Here is a 17615-nt window from a genome sequence, read left to right as displayed (position 1 = left end):
CGAATCGGTGAACATGAGTTTGCGCAAGATCACGAAAAACCGTGGAGCGTTCCCAAGTGACGAGGCGTTGTTGAAACTGTTTTATTTGGCGCTGAACAACATCGCCAAGAAGTGGACGATGCCGGTGCAAAACTGGAAGCCTGTGCTGAACCGATTTACGATCCAGTTTGAGGGAAGGATGCCGACGAATTAACACTCGCTCCGTTTACACAAAATTCGGGACACCCTCGGCGCGTGCTGGTCAGCCCGTCCATCTCTGGCATGTGAATGTCCATCAGCACCACATCAAAATCTTGCGTGCGAGCCAGATCCAACGCTTTCAAACCATCTTCGGCGAACGTCACTTGGTGGCCCATGGTTTTGAGCAGCATGCCCACCACCTTGCGGTTGATCGGATGATCTTCTGCCACCAAGACTTGCAGCGGCTCTTGCGGTTGCAGCTCAGAACCGTCGGGCTCATCGGCAACCAAAATGGGCACCAATGGCGAAGCTTGCACATCGGGCGGCGCCGCTTTCAGCATGGCCACTTCAAAGCAAAAACAAGAGCCATGCCCCAAGCGACTCGTCACCGTCAAATCACCGCCCATGAGTCGGGCCAACGCACGTGAAATTTCTAGCCCTAAACCCGAGCGATTTAGCCCCATATCGCTGGATGGATGGTGCTGGAACAGCCCACCCAACATCTCAGCACTCATACCAACGCCCGTATCTTTGACGTCGATGGTCCAGTGCATGTGTTTGTCAAGCAACTTGACGCGGGCATCAATGTTAATACTGCCCGACTCGGTGTACTGAATGGCATTGCTCAGCAGTTTGTACAAAATTTGCCGCACGCGTGTGGGTGCGGTCGCCACCCACTGAGGTGCGTGCACATCACCATCTAAGTGAAATGCCAAGTTTTTTTGATCCGCCATGCAACGCATGAGTTGGTAAACATCTTGCAGCAACGCCGCCATGTCGACCGGCTCAGAATGGATATTCAACTTGCCCGCCTCAAGCGCCGAGACTTCCAAAATATCGTTCAACAGCCGCAGCAAATGCTCGGCACTGTTTTTGGTTGTTTCAATCAAATCTTGTTGCTGAGCATCGAGTTGGGTTTTGTCTAACAAACTCAACATGCCCAACATGGCATTGAAAGGCGTTCGCAATTCATAACTCATATTGGCCAGGAATTGGCTTTTACCTCGGTTGGTCGACTCCGCTTGGTGCGTCGCCTTGAGTTGCTCTTCATAGTTACGCGTTTGCGCTGCGTAAGCCTTGGCTTGTTGTCGTTGGTATGCCAGCAGTGCCCAAACAGCAGAACCCCAAAGCAGAAGCTGCGCCAACGTCAAGATCCAAATGCGAGGCCCGAGGTGAAGCTGTGTCGACGCCTCACTGGATTGCATCAACGCCCCCGTCAACGTCAACTGCGTGCTGGTGATCGCAGCCAAGACCAGCAGCCAAGCAACGGCAATCAATTTAACAATGCTGGCTTTGATGTTCAGACAATGTGTCTTCAAAATTGATACCTCTCGCCATTGAAATGCTTAAATTTCAATTTTAATCGGTCAACGTAAACTTGTGTATTAACAATTGTTAAAGTAAGGCTTTGCTTTTTCTCGGCTAATTGGTTTTAGTAAATTTATGACTTGGCTTGTTGATTTGATGGCGGGCCTCGTGAAATATGGAAACCATCAAAGTTGTCTTGATTAGCCCACCCACTTGCGCGCATTGCGCCACATGCGCATCCATGGGCTGAACGCATCCACGCCACCCGAAGCCGCCAAGTCGGTCCAGCTCATTTGCACGTTACGAAACACACGCTCGGGGTGCGGCATCATGGCGGTGAAGCGGCCGTCGGCCGTGGTGACAGAGGTCAAGCCCCCTGCACTGCCGTTGGGGTTGAACGGATAGGCTTCAGTCGCTGCACCGTGGTTGTCCACAAAGCGCATGGCTGGCAAGGCTTTGGCGGCATTGCCGCGTTGGCTGAAGTTGGCAAAGCCTTCACCGTGCGCCACGGCAATCGGCAAACGCGCACCAGCCATGCCTGCGAAGAACAGTGATGGCGACTCCAACACTTCCACCATGGAGAGGCGTGCTTCAAAGCGCTCGCTTTGGTTGGTGGTGAAGCGTGGCCAGTGTTCAGCGCCAGGGATGATGTCGGCCAACTCGGCAAACATTTGGCAGCCATTGCACACGCCCAAACCGAAGGTGTCGGTGCGTGCAAAGAACTGCTGCATTTGCTCAGACAACACGGGGTTGAAGGTGATGCTGCGCGCCCAGCCAATGCCAGCACCCAAGGTGTCGCCGTAGCTGAAGCCACCGCAAGCCACCAAACCTTTGAAGTCTTGCAGCTTGGCGCGGCCTGTTTGCAGGTCGGTCATGTGCACGTCGTAGGCATCAAAGCCGGCTTCGGCAAAGGCGTAGGCCATTTCGATGTGTGAGTTGACGCCCTGCTCGCGCAGCACAGCCACTTTGGGTTTGGCGGCCACGTTGATGAAGGGGGCGGCCACGTTGTCGGTGATGCCCGCAGGCAAATGCACATGCATGCCGGGGTCAGTGGGGTTGCCTGCTGCGGCGTGTTCGGCGTCAGCACACGCAGGGTTGTCACGCTGTTGGCAAATTTTCCAGCTCACGCTGTCCCACACTTGGTGCAAGTCGGCCAGCTTGGCGGTGAACACTTCTTTGGTGTCACGCCACACGCTGATGGCGCCTTTGCCATGGTCCAACGCAGCCGATGCGGGACGTGTTTTGCCCACAAAGTGGCTGTGCTTGGACAGGCCATGCTCGCGCAAGGTTTGCATCACCTCGTTGCGCTCAGACGTGCGCACTTGCAGCACCACGCCCAACTCTTCGTTGAACAACGCTTGCAGCGTCAGCTCTTCGCGACGGGCGCTCACCTGCGAGGCCCAGTTTTTGGTGTCGCCGTATTCAGCACGGCTGTCGTGGATGCCATCGCCTTCGGTGATGAGCATGTCCACATTCAGCGCCACACCCACTTGACCCGCAAAAGCCATCTCGCACACAGCGGCCATCAGGCCACCGTCGCTGCGGTCGTGGTACGCCAAAATTTTGCCTTGTGCGCGCAAGGCGTTGACAGCATTGACGAGCTTGACCAAGTCTTGTGCATCGTCGAGGTCTGGCACTTGATCGCCTGCTTGGTTCAGCACTTGGCCCAAGATGCTGCCTGCCATGCGGCGCTTGCCCTCGCCCAACTGCACCAATACCAAGGTGGTGTCGTCAGTGTTGTTGAGCTGCGGCGTGAGCGTGCCGCGCACATCGGCAATGGACGCAAACGCACTGATGATCAGGCTGACTGGCGAGGTGACTTTTTGGGTCTCGTCGTTTTCAGTCCACTGCGTGCGCATCGACAAACTGTCTTTGCCCACGGGGATGGAAATGCCCAAGGCGGGGCAGAGTTCTAAGCCCACGGCTTTGACGGTGTCGTACAACGCAGCGTCTTCACCCGGCTCGCCGCAAGCGGCCATCCAGTTGGCGCTGAGTTTGACGCGGGGCAACTCAAACGGTGCCGCCAACAAGTTCGTGATGGCTTCAGCCACAGCCATGCGGCCTGAGGCGGGCGCATCGAGCGACGCGAGCGGCGTGCGCTCGCCCATGCTCATGGCTTCGCCAGCGAAGCTTTGGTAGTCCGCCAAAGTCACGGCCACGTCGGCCACTGGCACTTGCCATGGACCCACCATTTGGTCGCGGTGCGTCAAGCCACCCACGGCGCGGTCGCCAATGGTGACGAGGAAACGTTTGCTGGCCACGGTCGGATGGCTCAGCACGTTGATGACGGCTTCTTGCAAGCTCACACCGGTCAGGTCCATAGGCGCACTGGTGCGCGCCACACGCGTCACATCGCGGTGCATCTTGGGTGGTTTACCCAGCAGCACGTTCATGGGCATGTCAACCGCAGCCCCCACTTCGTGTGGTTCGCTGCCCCCCGAGGGGGCGCTTAAATGGTGTGCAAGGTTTGCATCTTCATTGGCAACGGTCAGGTGACGCGCTTCAGTCGCCACACCCACCACAGAAAACGGGCAGCGCTCTCGCTCGCAGAAGGCTTTGAATTGTTCAAGTGACTCTGGCGCAATCGCCATCACATAGCGCTCTTGGCTTTCGTTCGACCAAATCTCTTTCGGGGCCAAGCCAGACTCTTCGAGCGGCACAGCGCGCAAATCAAAGCGTGCGCCACGGCCTGCGTCGTTGGTCAGTTCGGGGAATGCGTTGGACAAACCGCCCGCGCCCACGTCGTGAATGGCGAGGATGGGGTTAGCCGCGCCTTGCGCCCAGCAATGGTTGATGACCTCTTGCGCACGACGCTCAATTTCGGGGTTGCCACGTTGCACCGAGTCAAAGTCTAGCTCAGCCGCGTTGGTGCCGCTGGCCATCGAGCTGGCGGCGCTGCCACCCATGCCGATGCGCATGCCGGGACCGCCCAGTTGAATGAGCAAGCTGCCTGCAGGGAACTCAATCTTCTTGGTTTGTTCGCTGTCGATCACGCCCAAGCCGCCCGCGATCATGATGGGCTTGTGGTAGCCGCGTGTCACGCCGGCCACGTCTTGCTCGTACTCGCGGAAGTAGCCGGTCAGGTTGGGACGGCCAAACTCGTTGTTAAACGCCGCGCCACCCAAGGGGCCTTCCGTCATGATTTGCAAAGGGCTGGCCATGTGTGAGGGGCGGCCCAGTTGGCTGTCCCACAGCTTCGACACGGTGAAGCCAGACATACCCGCTTTGGGCTTGGAGCCACGGCCCGTTGCGCCCTCGTCGCGAATTTCGCCGCCGTTGCCAGTGGAGGCACCAGGGTATGGCGAAATGGCGGTGGGGTGGTTGTGGGTTTCGACCTTCATCAACACATGGTTGGTGGCCGACACTTTTTCGTAATGAGGCAGGTCTTTGCCATTGTTGGTGGCGATGAAGCGCTCCACCTTGTGGCCTTCCATGATGGAGGCGTTGTCCGAATACGCCACCACCGTGTATTGCGGGCTGGTTTTTTCGGTGTGGCGAATCATGCCGAACAGGCTGTGCGATTGCGCTTCACCGTCAATCGTGAACTCGGCGTTGAAAATCTTGTGGCGGCAGTGCTCGCTGTTGGCCTGCGCGAACATCATCAGCTCCACATCGGTGGGGTTACGTTGGAGTTGGGTGAAGGCGTTCACCAAGTAAGCAATCTCGTCCTCGGCCAAGGCCAAGCCCCAACGCTTGTTGGCGTCGTGCAATGCGGCCTCGCCACCGTTGAGCACATCCACCTGCTCCATCGGTGCGGGGTGCAATTCGGTGAACAAACCCAGCGCTTCGTCGCGTGTGCGCATGACAGACTCGGTCATACGGTCGTGCAACACATCGGCCACGGCCAGCAGTTGTTCGGGCGTGAGCGTGGCTTTGCTCAGCAAGCCGTCTTTGAGCTGAAGGTGGAACTCGGTGATGCGCTCAATGCGCTTGAGCTGCAATCCGCAATTGTGCGCAATGTCGGTGGCCTTTGATGCCCAAGGCGACACCGTGCCAAAACGTGGCGTCACCACCAGCAACGTGCCTGCGGGGGCAACATGAGCAGGCTCGCCATAAGTCAGCAAAGCGGCCAGCGTTTGCTGCTGCGCGGCATCCAACGTGGCCTCGGTCGCGGCCAAGTGCACAAAGCGAGCGCTCAGACCTTTGATTTGCGGGGAGATCGCCGCCAAACGCGGCAAAAGCTGTTGAACACGAAAATCGCTGAGGGCGTTGCCGCCTTCGAAAATGCTGAGGTGCAGGGACACGAGGGAGCCTTGAGAAAAAGACGGAAATCGAATCGAGCCGGGCCGCTGACTGGGGCTGGTCGGCAAAGGTTGGATTTTACGTGTCTGCAGCGGCACATTTGTACACAATATCGGCATAGCAAAAGGTGTTGATGCGTGAATGGGATAATCCCAAGCATGACCATCTCCATCAAAGACGCCCAAGGCGCACAAGGCATGCGTATCGCGGGCAAACTGGCCTCCGAAGTTCTCGATTACCTCACCCCCCACGTCGTGCCCGGCGTGACGACCAACCAGCTCGACAAGTTGGCGTACGACTACATCACGCAAGTTCAGCAGGCCATTCCCGCCCCGCTGAACTACAACCCCAGCGGTGACAACCCCTACCCCAAGTCGATTTGCACCTCGATCAACCATCAGGTGTGCCACGGCATTCCCAATGACAAGCCGCTCAAAAAGGGCGACACGGTCAACATCGACATCACCGTCATCAAAGACGGCTGGCACGGCGACACCAGCCGCATGTTCTCGGTGGGTGATGTGTCCATTGCGGCCAAGCGTTTGTCCAAGTTGACGTACGAAGCCATGTGGCACGGCATCGTCAAGGTCAAGCCCGGTGCGCGTTTGGGCGACATTGGCTTTGCGATTCAACGCTTTGCCGAAGGTCACGGCTTCTCGGTGGTGCGCGAGTTTTGCGGCCACGGCATTGGCCAAGTGTTCCACGAAGAGCCACAAGTGCTGCACTACGGCAAAGCGGGCACAGGCGAAACACTACAAGAAGGTATGACCTTCACCATCGAGCCCATGATCAACGCGGGCAAGAAAGACATCAAAGAGCTGGGCGACGGTTGGACCATCGTCACACGCGACCACTCGTTGTCAGCGCAGTGGGAACACACCATCCTCGTCACGCCCACCGGCTACGAAGTGTTGACCCTCTCTGAAGGCAGCCCCGCCCTGCCCGACTTCGTCACCACCACCTGCTGCTAAAAAATTGCTATGAACGCCTTGGCTAACCTTTACAGGAAGGACAAGGCAGCTTTGCTGCTCGACGCGTCCAACCGCTCCACCGCCACCCGCAGCGTCCGTAGTTTGCTGCACAAGCTCTGCCGCTTGACCGACGACACACTGCGCAAACTCTGGCGCAACGCAGGTTTTGACAACTCGCTCTGTTTGGCTGCCGTGGGCGGCTACGGCCGTGGCGAGTTGTACCCCTACTCGGATGTGGATGTGCTGCTGCTGTTGCCCGAAGGCGTCTCGCCCGAGCAAGACGAGGTGCTCAAAGCCAAGATCGAAGCGTTCATTGGCAGCTGCTGGGACACAGGCTTAGAAATCGGCTCCAGCGTTCGCAATGTGGACGAGTGCATTCACGAGTCATCGGCTGACATCACGGTGCAAACGTCGCTGCTAGAAGCCCGTTTGATCGTGGGCAGCGCAGCCTTGTTTCACACGTTTCAAAACCGTTTTGACCAAGCCATGGACCCGCAGGCCTTCTTTGTCGCCAAGACCTTGGAGCTGCGTCAGCGCCACACCAAATTTGAAAACACCCCGTATTCGCTAGAGCCCAACGCCAAAGAGTCGCCCGGTGGTTTGCGCGATTTGCAAGTCATTTTGTGGGTCGCCAAAGCCGCAGGCCTCGGCAACAGCTGGGACGAGTTAGCCAGCAAAGGCTTGGCCACGCCGTTTGAAGCCCGTCAACTCAAACGCAACGAAGACACGCTGGCCCTCATTCGCACCCGCTTGCACTTGGCGGCCAAGCGTCGCGAAGACCGCTTGGTGTTTGACCTCCAACACGCCGTGGCCAAAAGCTTGGGGCTGGGCCTCGAAGAAGACGGCAGTTTGAACGCCCGCGTGGCCAGCGAAGCGCTGATGAAACGCTATTACTGGGCGGCCAAAGCGGTCACCCAGCTCAACCAAATCTTGCTGCTCAACATCGAAGAGCGCATTCACCCCTCGGGTCACGAACCCCGCTTGATCAACCCGCGCTTTGCCGACAAAGCCGGCATGCTCGAAGTCACCAGCGACGATTTGTACGAGCGCGAGCCCCACGCCATTTTGGAAACCTTCTGGCTGTACGAGTCCACCGTGGGCATCAACGGCTTGTCGGCCCGCACCTTGCGCGCTTTGTACAACGCACGCAATGTGATGGACGGCAAATTCCGATCCGATCCGATCAACCGTGCCATGTTCATGCGCATCTTGCAAGCCCCCAGCGGCATGACGCACGCCATGCGTTTGATGAACCAAACCTCGGTGCTCGGGCGTTACCTGTGGGCCTTCCGAGGCATCGTGGGGCAAATGCAGCACGACCTGTTCCACGTCTACACCGTGGACCAACACATCTTGATGGTGCTGCGCAATGTGCGCCGCTTCTTCATGGCCGAACACGCCCACGAGTACCCGTTTTGCTCGCAACTGGCAGCGGGCTGGGACAAGCCTTGGATCTTGTTTGCCGGCGCTTTGTTCCACGACATTGCCAAAGGCCGTGGCGGCGATCACTCGCAACTCGGACGTGGTGAAGTGCGCAAGTTTTGCCGCGACCACAGCATTGACAAAACCGATGCGCAGCTGATCGAGTTCTTGGTCGGCGAGCACTTGACCATGAGCCACATCGCGCAAAAGCAAGATTTGAGCGACCCAGACATCATCCAAGCCTTTGCCCAACGCGTGGGCAACGAGCGCAACTTGACGGCGCTGTACCTGCTGACCGTCGCCGACATTCGCGGCACCAGCCCCAAAGTGTGGAACGCTTGGAAAGGCAAGTTGCTGGAAGACTTGTACCGCTACACCTCGCGCGCTTTGGGCGGCCGCGCCCCTGATGCCGACGCCGAAGTGGAAGCCCGCAAACGCGAAGCCCTGACCATGTTGGCGCTCTACGCCCTGCCCTTTGAAGCCCACAAAGACTTGTGGAGCACCTTGGATGTGGGCTACTTCATGCGCCACGACGCCACCGACATTGCTTGGCACACGCGCCAACTTTCACGCGGCCTGCACACCGCCAAAAACCAAGACAAACCCATGGGCGTCACCGTCCGTGCGCGGGTTTCGCCTGTGGGCGAAGGTTTGCAGGTGATGGTGTATTCGCCTGACCAAGCCGATTTGTTCGCCCGAATTTGCGGCTACTTCGACCAAGCGAGTTTCAACATCTTGGATGCCAAAGTGCACACCGCCACCAACGGCTATGCTCTCGACACCTTCCAAGTGGTGACCTCGCTCACCCAAGAGCACTACCGCGACCTCATCAACATGGTGGAAACCGGATTGACCGAGACGTTGGCGCAGGCCAAGCCACTGCCCGCCGTGGGCCGTGGCCGCGTGTCGCGCCGCGTGAAAAGCTTCCCCATCGCACCACGTGTGTCGCTGCAACCCGATGAGCGCGCCCAAAAGTGGGTGCTCAGCATTTCGGCCAGCGACCGCGTGGGCTTGCTCTACAGCGTGGCCCGCGTTTTAGCGAATCACAAAGTGAACCTGTTGCTGGCCAAAATCAGCACCTTGGGCGAGCGCGTGGAAGACACCTTCTTGATCGACGGCGCTGTGTTGCAACAAAACAAAGCGCAGTTGGAGATTGAGACAGAGTTGTTGGCGACGTTGCAGGCTTGAATCGGACTTGACGTAGACCAAATTTGGTTTATATTTAGTCTAAATTTACTTTTAGGCCTGCTATGTCACTCGCTCAACAAATCAAGCCCATCTCCTATCTCAAGTCACACGCCGCCGAAATCATCAAAGATTTCGCAACAAACCCTGACCCGCTCATCATCACGCAAAACGGTGAAGCAAAGATGGTTGTGCTCGATATTCATGCCTACGAGCAACAACAAGAAACGATGGCGCTGTTGAAACTCATTGCCATGGGTAACAAAGAGTTGGCTCAAGGCCAATTTCAAGACGCTGCTGATTTTTTCAGCGAAATGGCTCGCGAAGAATGACAGGCATCAGAAAAGTGGTGATTCTTCAGTCTGCAAAATCAGACTATCGAAGAATCAAAAGCTACGTGACGCAGAAATTTGGCGCTGAAGCTTGGCTTGCCATTAATAACGAATGGCAAACCAAAATCAATCGATTAGCAGCTGCTCCAGAGCTAGGCAGCAACATCTCTGAACTTGATGGCACTGGGTTTACTGGATTTAAAAAATATCAGCACAAAAATGCTTATGTGGTTTATCAGACCTCTGATTCACTTTTGACCATTTACATGTTCATACCCAGCATGCGCGATTTCCGCCGACATTTGATGGATCGCTTGCTTGCGGCCTAATCGTCCGCGTCATCCAACCCCGGAAACAGCACATCGGTGTACCCAAAACGCGAGAAATCGCGCACGCGCATGGGGTACAGCACACCCATGAGGTGGTCGCATTCGTGCTGCACCACGCGTGCGTGAAAGCCCTCGACGGTGCGGTCAATCGGCGCACCTTTTTCGTCAAAACCTTGGTAGCGCAAACGCTTGAAACGTGGCACCACACCGCGCAGACCGGGCACCGACAAGCAGCCTTCCCAGCCCTCTTCTTCCTCATCGCCAAGCGGCGTGAGCACGGGGTTGATCAACACGGTGTGGGGCACCACGGGGGCTTCGGGGTAACGCGGGTTGAACTCGCCCGAACCAAAGATCACAACTTGTAGATCGACGCCAATTTGTGGCGCTGCCAAGCCCGCGCCGTTGGCGGCCAGCATCGTGTCGTCCAAGTCTTTCAGCAGCGCTTGCAGCTCTGGCGTATTGAAGGCGGTCACAGGTTGTGCCACGCGCAGCAGGCACGGGTCGCCCATTTTCAAGATGTCACGAACGGCCATGTGTGTGTCCTTTATTCCGGCGCATGCGCGGCATCTGCGGCGCCGTCTGCGTGTGAGGCCACCAAAGCCAACAAACCTGCCTCGTCCATCACCGGAATGCCCAAGGCTTGTGCTTTCTCCAGCTTGCTGCCCGCCTCTGCCCCTGCCACAACGCCATGAGTTTTCTTGCTGACGCTGCCTGCCACTTTGGCGCCCAAAGCTTCGAGCATGTCTTTTGCCTCGTCGCGGCTGAGTGTGGGCAAGGTGCCGGTCAGCACAAAAGTTTGGCCCGCCAGCGGCAAGCTTGCACCTTCTGTGGGCTCGCCCTCTGTCCATGTCACGCCGCAAGCGCGCAGCTGCTCCACCACTTCGCGGTTATGCGGCTGGTCAAAGAACGTGCGCAGGCTCAGTGCCACGATGGGGCCGACATCGGCCACTTGCAGCAACTGGTCCAAGGTGGCGTCCATGATGGCGTCCATCTTGCCGAAGTGACGGGCCAAGGCCTTGGCCGTGGCCTCGCCCACATGGCGAATGCCTAGGCCAAACAAAAAGCGTGGCAATGTCGTGTTTTTTGATTTTTCAATGCTGGCCAGCACATTGTTGGCCGATTTTTCGGCCATGCGGTCCAGCGTGACCAAGGCGGCAAAGCCCATGCGGTACAGGTCTGGCAAGGTTTTGACCACGCCTGCATCCACCAGTTGCTCGACCAACTTGTCGCCCAAGTCTTCAATTTCTACCGCACGGCGATGCGCAAAGTGCAGGATGGCTTGCTTGCGCTGTGCGCTGCAAAACAAGCCGCCTGTGCAGCGGTAATCGGCTTCGCCTTCTGCACGCAGCGCGGGGCTGCCGCACACCGGGCATTCGTGCTGCATGGTGAAGATTTGCGCATCTTGCAGGCGCTTTTCTAGAACGACGGACACCACTTCGGGAATCACGTCGCCCGCGCGGCGCACCACCACGGTGTCGCCCACCCGCACGTCTTTGCGACGGGCTTCGTCTTCGTTGTGCAGGGTGGCGTTGGTCACGGTCACGCCGCCCACAAACACGGGTGCGAGTTTGGCCACGGGCGTGAGTTTGCCGGTACGGCCCACTTGCACCTCAATGGCTTGCACGGTGGTGAGTTGTTCTTGCGCGGGGTATTTGTGGGCCACGGCCCAGCGCGGTTCGCGGGTGACAAAGCCGAGTTGGCGCTGCGCGGCCAAGCTGTTGACCTTGTAGACCACGCCGTCAATGTCGTACGGCAGCGCGTCCCGCGCTTGCCCCATGCGCTGGTGAAAGTCGACCAAACCTGCCGCACCTTGCACACAAGCGGTTTGCTCGGCGACGGGGAAGCCCCAAGCTTTGAGTTGCATCAGCAAGTCGTAATGCGTGGCGAACGGCAAATCTGGCTGATCGGTGGCAGAGGGGTCACCTTCTCCTGAGAGCAAGATGGCGCCCAAGCCATAGGCAAAGAAGCTCAAAGGGCGTTGCGCGGCAATGCTGGGGTCGAGTTGACGCACGGCACCTGCAGCGGCATTGCGCGGGTTGACGAAGGTTTTTTCACCCTTTTCACCCGCGGCAATGCGTGCGCGTTGGCGTTCGTTCAGTGCCTCAAAATCGCCGCGCGCCATGTAGACCTCGCCGCGCACTTCCAGCACAGCGGGCACCGCGACGGCTGCAGAAGAAGTGGGCAACAACGACGCGCCATCCAGACCCGACGAGGCCTGCAATTTCAAAGGAATTTGGCCAATGGTGCGCACGTTTTGCGTGACGTCTTCGCCCATTTCGCCGTCACCACGCGTCGCGGCTTGCACCAACACGCCATGCTCGTAGCGCAGGTTCATGGCCAAGCCGTCAAACTTCAACTCGGCCACGTACTCGACCAGCGGGTCTGCCTCGCTCAAGGCCAACTCTTTGCGAATGCGAGTGTCGAAGTTTTCTGCGCCTGTGGCTTCGGTGTCGGTTTCGGTGCGGATGCTCAACATCGGTACGGCATGGCGCACGCTGGCAAAGGCGTCCAGCGGTTTGCCGCCCACACGTTGGGTGGGCGAGTCGGGGGTGATCAGTTCGGGGTGCGCGGCTTCGAGGGCTAGCAGCGCTTGGAACAAGCGGTCGTATTCGGCATCGGGCAGCGTGGGCGCATCCAACACGTAGTACAGGTGACCGTGGTGATGCAGTTGCTCACGCAATTTGGCCGCTTTTGCGGCCAAAACTAAGGCGTTGTCAGGGGCGGTAGATTCAGGGATAGGTTCAGCAGCAAAGTCGCTGCCAAACAAGTCAGCGGTGGTCATGCTGAAAAACCAAATTAGCTGAACAAACGGCGCGCTTGCGGCGAGCCTGCAGACAAATCACGCGCATCCAGCGTGTTGTAGAGCGCCATCAAGTCACGGGCAATCGCGCCCACGGCGGCTTCGGACAAAGGCTGGCCGTTGTCGTCGGTCACCGCGCCGTCCATCTCGCGTGCGAGTTCGAGGGCGGTTTGGATCATGCGGGCAAACGGTTCTTCGGCACGGTCGACTTGTGGCACGTCCAATGACAAGGTGATTTCTCGGATCGCCGATTGCGCGGGGTCTTCGGACATGGCGGCTTGGGTGTCAAACACCAAGCCCAAAATGGGCGGCAAACCAGCGCTGCCGGCAGGCACCACCATGCGCCCCGGAATCACGCCCGGCACAAAGCCCAAGCGCGCTGCGTTTTGTTGCACATAGCCAGGGCTCCACGCGGCTTTGACCGCTTTCAAAGTGAAGCTCAGCTGCGCGTCATGGGCGCTGGCAAAGCCATCGAGCTCACGGGCACGGGCCACGACATCGAGCATGTCTGGAAACTCAGGCGCACCGTTGATGCCGTCGGCAAAGGTTTGTGTTTTCAACACGAACTCGGAGAACTCAATCTCGTTCAACGCACCGGTGCGGTTGGCCAATTGCACGCCCGTTTGGAACGTGCTGTAGCGCTGACCATGGCGAGGCACTTCCCACGCGCCCGTCTCGGCATTCAAGCCTTCGACGCTGAACAACTTGCTGCCCACGCGGCGGGTGCTGGGCAAGGCGGCAACGGCGGCTTCGCCGGAGACCGGTTGGTCGATTTCAATCGCGGCAATCAGGTCAATCAAACCATCCAGATTGGGGCGTTTTTCGGGTTGCAGCATCGCAGGAGCCGCGCCGCCGTCCATGACTTTGTCGATCATGGGCTCTAAGTTCGGGCGGCTTTGCTGAACGGCCGGTGCCAAAGACGCAGCATGCGCTTGGGCTTTGGCTGTGCGGGCGAGTTCGGCTTCGTCAGGCACGCGTTGGGCGTGCAACGTGGCCTCTTGCATCATGGTGCGGGCCATGTCGCTGACGGGGTCTAAGGTGGGCTCGGTGAACTGGCTGCGGTGGGCATCCAAGGTGCGTTCGCTGATGGGCGCGGTGAACGTGCTGGCAGTCGGCGCATCGAACGACGGCTCTTGCGTGCGCTCGCTGGCCGGCGCTGCGGCAGCTGCGTTGCTGCTGCTGTCCACAGGCTCTTGGGGCTGCGGTTGGGCTTGACGCGGTTTGTTTTTGCGCGAGGTCCAAGTGCTGTGCGCGACCACGCCTGCCAGCACCACGCCGCCTGCGATTGCTAAACCAATTTGAAGTGTGCTCATGCTGATGCTTAAAAGTTCAAACGGACTCGACCATGGAGACGGCCGACTCCATGTCAACGGCCACGATACGCGAAACGCCTTGTTCCTGCATGGTCACGCCGATGAGTTGTTCTGCCATTTCCATGGCGATCTTGTTGTGCGAAATAAAGAGGAATTGCGTCTCTTTGGACATGCTCGACACCAGTTTGGCATAACGCTCGGTGTTGGCGTCGTCCAACGGCGCGTCCACCTCGTCAAGCAAACAAAACGGGGCGGGGTTGAGCTGAAAAATGGCAAACACCAAGGCAATCGCGGTGAGTGCTTTTTCGCCGCCCGAGAGCAAGTGAATGGTTTGGTTTTTCTTGCCGGGTGGCTGGGCCAACACTTGCACGCCAGCGTCCAAGATTTCGTCACCCGTCATCACCAAACGCGCATTGCCACCACCGAACAGCTCGGGGAACATGCGGCCAAAGTGCTCGTTGACGATCTTGAAAGTGCCGCCCAGCAGCTCGCGGGTTTCACCGTCGATCTTGCGAATGGCGTCTTCCAGCGTGTTCATAGCATCGGTCAAGTCTTTGGTTTGTGAGTCCAAAAACACCTTGCGTTCGCTGGCAATGGCCAGTTCGTCCAAGGCGGCCAAGTTGACAGCGCCCAAGGCGGTGATGTCGCGGTTCAAGCGGTCAATCTCGCTTTGCAAACCGCCCAAGCGCACGTTGTTGGCTTGGATGGAGGCGCCCACGGCTTCGAGGTCGGCTTGGGCATCGGCCAGCAATTGGCTGTATTGCTCTAGGCCCAAACGCGCGGCTTGTTCTTTTAGTTGGAAATCGGTGATGCGTTGGCGCAAAGGCTCTAACTCGCGCTCCAACTGCAAGCGGCGCTCGTCGCTGGCACGCAGTTTGGTGGTGAGGTCGTCGTACTCGCTGCGCTTGGCGCCCAAGGCGACTTCGCGTTCCATCTTGGTGTTCAAGGCGTTTTGCAGACCCGCTTGCGCGGCGGCGTCGGTCAAGCGGGTGAGGTCTTCTTGCACGCGGGCTTCTTCGGCAGCCACCGAGGCGGCTTGCTGGGTGGCGGTGTCGATGATGCGTTTGAGTTCGGCCTCGCGGGTGGCCAAGCTGCGTTGCGAAAACTGCGCTTCTTGGGCTTGGCGCTCCAGGCTGCGTTGTTGTTCGCGGCTGTCGTTCAAACGGCGCTCGGCGTTGATGACGGCGTCATCGAGTTGGGCGTGGCGCTCTTGGCTGTCGGCCAGTTGCATGTCCAGCTCTTCAAAGCGACCTTCCGCGTTCACGCGGCGCTCTTGCAAGTCGGCCAATTGGGCTTCTACTTCGGCCAAATCGCCACTCAGCTGAGCGCTGCGAGCGCGGGTTTGTTCGGCCAATTGCGTGAGGCGCAAGGTTTCAACTTGCAACTCATGGGCGCGGGCTTGGGCTGCCGTGGCCTCGGCGCGGATGCTGACCAAACGCTGCGACGACTCGCTGTACGTAGCCTCGGCACGCACCAAGTTGTGGCGCGCTTCGTCGCTGATGAAGGCTTGCGCTTTGGTGCTTTTGTCGAGGTTTTCGATTTCTTGGGCACGCGCCAGCAAGCCCGATTGGGCGCTGTCTTGGGCGTAAAACGTGACGCTGTGGGCGCTGATGGCGTGGCCGCTGGGCACATAAATCACGTGGCCGGGCTGCAAACTGGCGCGTTTGGCCAGGGCCTCGTCCAAGTTAGGCGCCGTGAAGCAACCGCTCAACCAGTCGGTGAGCAAGCCCTGCAGGCCGGCATCGTTCAAACGCAACAAATCGGACAAACGCGGCAACGCGCCTTGTGGGGCGGCGACGCCAGCCATCGGCGGTGTGTAAAACGCCAATTTGGCCGGTGGTGCATCGGCTTGGAAGGCGCGCACGATGTCCAGGCGGCTGACTTCAAGCGAGGCCATGCGCTCACGCAAGGCGGCTTCTAGGGCGTTCTCCCAACCCGCGTCGATGTGGATGCGGCTCCACAAGGCTTGCAAACCGTCCAAACCATGCTTGGTCAACCAAGGCTTGAGCTTGTCGTCGGTTTGCACCTTTTCTTGCAGGGCTTTGAGGGCTTCCAAGCGGGCAGAAATGTCGGCTTGCTTGGCTTGCTCAGTGTTGACAGTTTGCTGCGCGGTGCGACGGGCTTCGTCGAGTTGCGGCACGTTGGCTTGCAACTCTTCGAGCTGCGCGGCCGTGATTTCGGCGGTGGCTTGGGCGTCTTGCAACTGCTCTTGCAAGTGGGTCAAGCGCACTTCATCGGGCGACGCCAAGGCGTTGCGATCGGCACTCAAGCGCTCGTGGCGGCTGTTGAGTTGGCGGCTTTGCTCTTCGATGTTGCGCTGGTCGGCGGCCAACACCTGAATTTGCTGCTGCACCTGCGCCACGGAGGCGCGTTGTTCGTTGCTGCGTTGTTGGGCGGTGCGCACGGCCTCTTCGAGGTCGGGCAGCTGCATGGCTTGCTCTTCCACTTGGGCGGCGAGCATGACGGCGCGTTCTTCGCCGTCCATGGCCGCCGATGCCAAGTTTTCGATCTCTTCGCTGGCTTGTTCGCTTTGCTGGGCCCAATGAGCGGTTTGCTCTTTGATTTGCACCAAACGAGCTTCGGCGCGTTGGCGGCCTTCCACCACAAAGCGAATTTCGGCCTCCAAGCGCCCCACTTCGGCGCTGGCTTCGTACAGCGCGCCTTGGGCTTGGTTGACCTGATCGCCTGCGGCGTAATGGGCTTGGCGCACGGTTTCAAGGTCGGCTTCAATGTGGCGCAAGTCGGCAATGCGCGACTCTAGGTCGTTCACCGCCTTGTCGGCTTGGGTTTTCAAGCCCAGCTGATCGGCTTCAGCCTCGGCGCGGCGCAAGAACCACAGCTGGTGCTGCTTGAGCGTGACATCGCCTTGCAGCGCGTGGTAGCGCTGGGCCACTTCGGCCTGCTTTTCGAGTTTTTCGAGGTTGGCGTTCAACTCGCGCAAGATGTCTTCCACGCGGGTTAAGTTCTCGCGGGTGTCGCTCAAGCGGTTTTCAGTCTCGCGGCGGCGCTCTTTGTATTTAGAAACGCCTGCGGCCTCTTCCAAGAACAAACGCAGCTCTTCAGGGCGCGATTCGATGATGCGGCTGATCGTGCCCTGACCAATGATGGCGTAGGCGCGTGGGCCCAAGCCCGTGCCCAAGAACACGTCTTGCACGTCGCGACGACGCACGGGTTGGTTGTTGATGAAGTAGCTGGAGCCGCCGTCACGGGTCAGCACACGCTTGACCGCGATCTCGGGGAACTGGCTCCATTGGCCACCGGCGCGGTGATCCGCGTTGTCAAACACCAGCTCCACACTGGAGCGGCTGGCGGGCTTGCGGGTGGTCGTGCCGTTGAAAATAACGTCTTGCATGGACTCGCCACGCAGCTCGCTGGCTTTGCTCTCGCCCAGCACCCAACGCACCGCATCCATGATGTTGGACTTGCCGCAGCCGTTGGGACCCACCACGCCGACCAATTGGCCGGGCAGCAGGAAATTGGTAGGTTCAGCGAAGGACTTGAAACCCGATAACTTGATTGAATTCAGACGCACC

10 protein-coding genes and 1 pseudogene are annotated in these 17615 nt (G+C 58.8%); 5 read left to right on the top strand and 6 right to left on the bottom strand.

Translation table 11 applies throughout. The annotated features are described in order from the left end of the window. Window positions 1-193 (top strand): annotated as a pseudogene (locus C5F52_RS20370) (IS256 family transposase); the annotation flags it as partial. Here the strand turns inward: C5F52_RS20370 and C5F52_RS20365 are convergent. Beyond that, on the bottom strand, window positions 156-1499 hold the full coding sequence (locus tag C5F52_RS20365) for an ATP-binding protein (RefSeq protein ID WP_104800182.1): 1344 nt from the start codon (window positions 1497-1499) through the stop codon (window positions 156-158). The pseudogene C5F52_RS20370 and the gene C5F52_RS20365 overlap by 38 nt on opposite strands. A 189-nt stretch (window positions 1500-1688) precedes the next feature. Beyond that, the gene (gene purL / locus C5F52_RS20360; protein WP_104800181.1) at window positions 1689-5732 is read right to left on the bottom strand and encodes a phosphoribosylformylglycinamidine synthase; all 4044 of its coding nucleotides are present in this window, start codon (window positions 5730-5732) and stop codon (window positions 1689-1691) included. Between the two features lie 156 nt (window positions 5733-5888). Between purL and map the strand changes: the two genes are divergently transcribed. The 4 genes from map to C5F52_RS20340 all read left to right on the top strand — a co-directional run bounded on the left by map (window position 5889) and on the right by C5F52_RS20340 (window position 9969). Next, complete coding sequence (map, locus tag C5F52_RS20355) at window positions 5889-6701, top strand: type I methionyl aminopeptidase (RefSeq protein ID WP_104800180.1); 813 nt, start codon at window positions 5889-5891, stop codon at window positions 6699-6701. Between the two features lie 9 nt (window positions 6702-6710). Next, on the top strand, window positions 6711-9311 hold the full coding sequence (locus tag C5F52_RS20350; protein ID WP_104800179.1) for a [protein-PII] uridylyltransferase: 2601 nt from the start codon (window positions 6711-6713) through the stop codon (window positions 9309-9311). A 62-nt stretch (window positions 9312-9373) separates the two neighbouring features. Then, window positions 9374-9640, top strand: a complete 267-nt coding sequence (locus C5F52_RS20345; RefSeq protein WP_104800178.1) for a type II toxin-antitoxin system Phd/YefM family antitoxin — start codon at window positions 9374-9376, stop codon at window positions 9638-9640. Beyond that, the gene (locus C5F52_RS20340) at window positions 9637-9969 is read left to right on the top strand and encodes a type II toxin-antitoxin system RelE/ParE family toxin (RefSeq protein ID WP_104800177.1); all 333 of its coding nucleotides are present in this window, start codon (window positions 9637-9639) and stop codon (window positions 9967-9969) included. Before C5F52_RS20345 ends, C5F52_RS20340 begins: the two co-directional genes overlap by 4 nt. On the opposite strand, the gene def is transcribed toward C5F52_RS20340, so the two are convergent. The 4 genes from def to smc are packed head-to-tail and all read right to left on the bottom strand — an operon-like array spanning window position 9966 to window position 17614. Further along, entirely contained in the window at window positions 9966-10502 is a 537-nt protein-coding gene (gene def / locus C5F52_RS20335) for a peptide deformylase (protein ID WP_104800176.1), read from the bottom strand. The genes C5F52_RS20340 and def overlap by 4 nt on opposite strands. A gap of 11 nt (window positions 10503-10513) precedes the next feature. Continuing rightward, a complete protein-coding gene (gene ligA / locus C5F52_RS20330) occupies window positions 10514-12751 on the bottom strand; it encodes an NAD-dependent DNA ligase LigA (RefSeq protein WP_104800175.1) in 2238 nt (745 codons plus the stop codon). 14 nt (window positions 12752-12765) lie between these two features. Then, complete coding sequence (locus tag C5F52_RS20325; protein WP_201747061.1) at window positions 12766-14082, bottom strand: cell division protein ZipA C-terminal FtsZ-binding domain-containing protein; 1317 nt, start codon at window positions 14080-14082, stop codon at window positions 12766-12768. A gap of 16 nt (window positions 14083-14098) precedes the next feature. After that, complete coding sequence (gene smc / locus C5F52_RS20320; RefSeq protein ID WP_104800174.1) at window positions 14099-17614, bottom strand: chromosome segregation protein SMC; 3516 nt, start codon at window positions 17612-17614, stop codon at window positions 14099-14101. Between the last annotated feature and the right edge of the window lies 1 nt (window position 17615).

This window comes from Limnohabitans sp. TS-CS-82, assembly GCF_002943475.1.
This window is presented reverse-complemented; position numbering and strand designations above follow the sequence as displayed.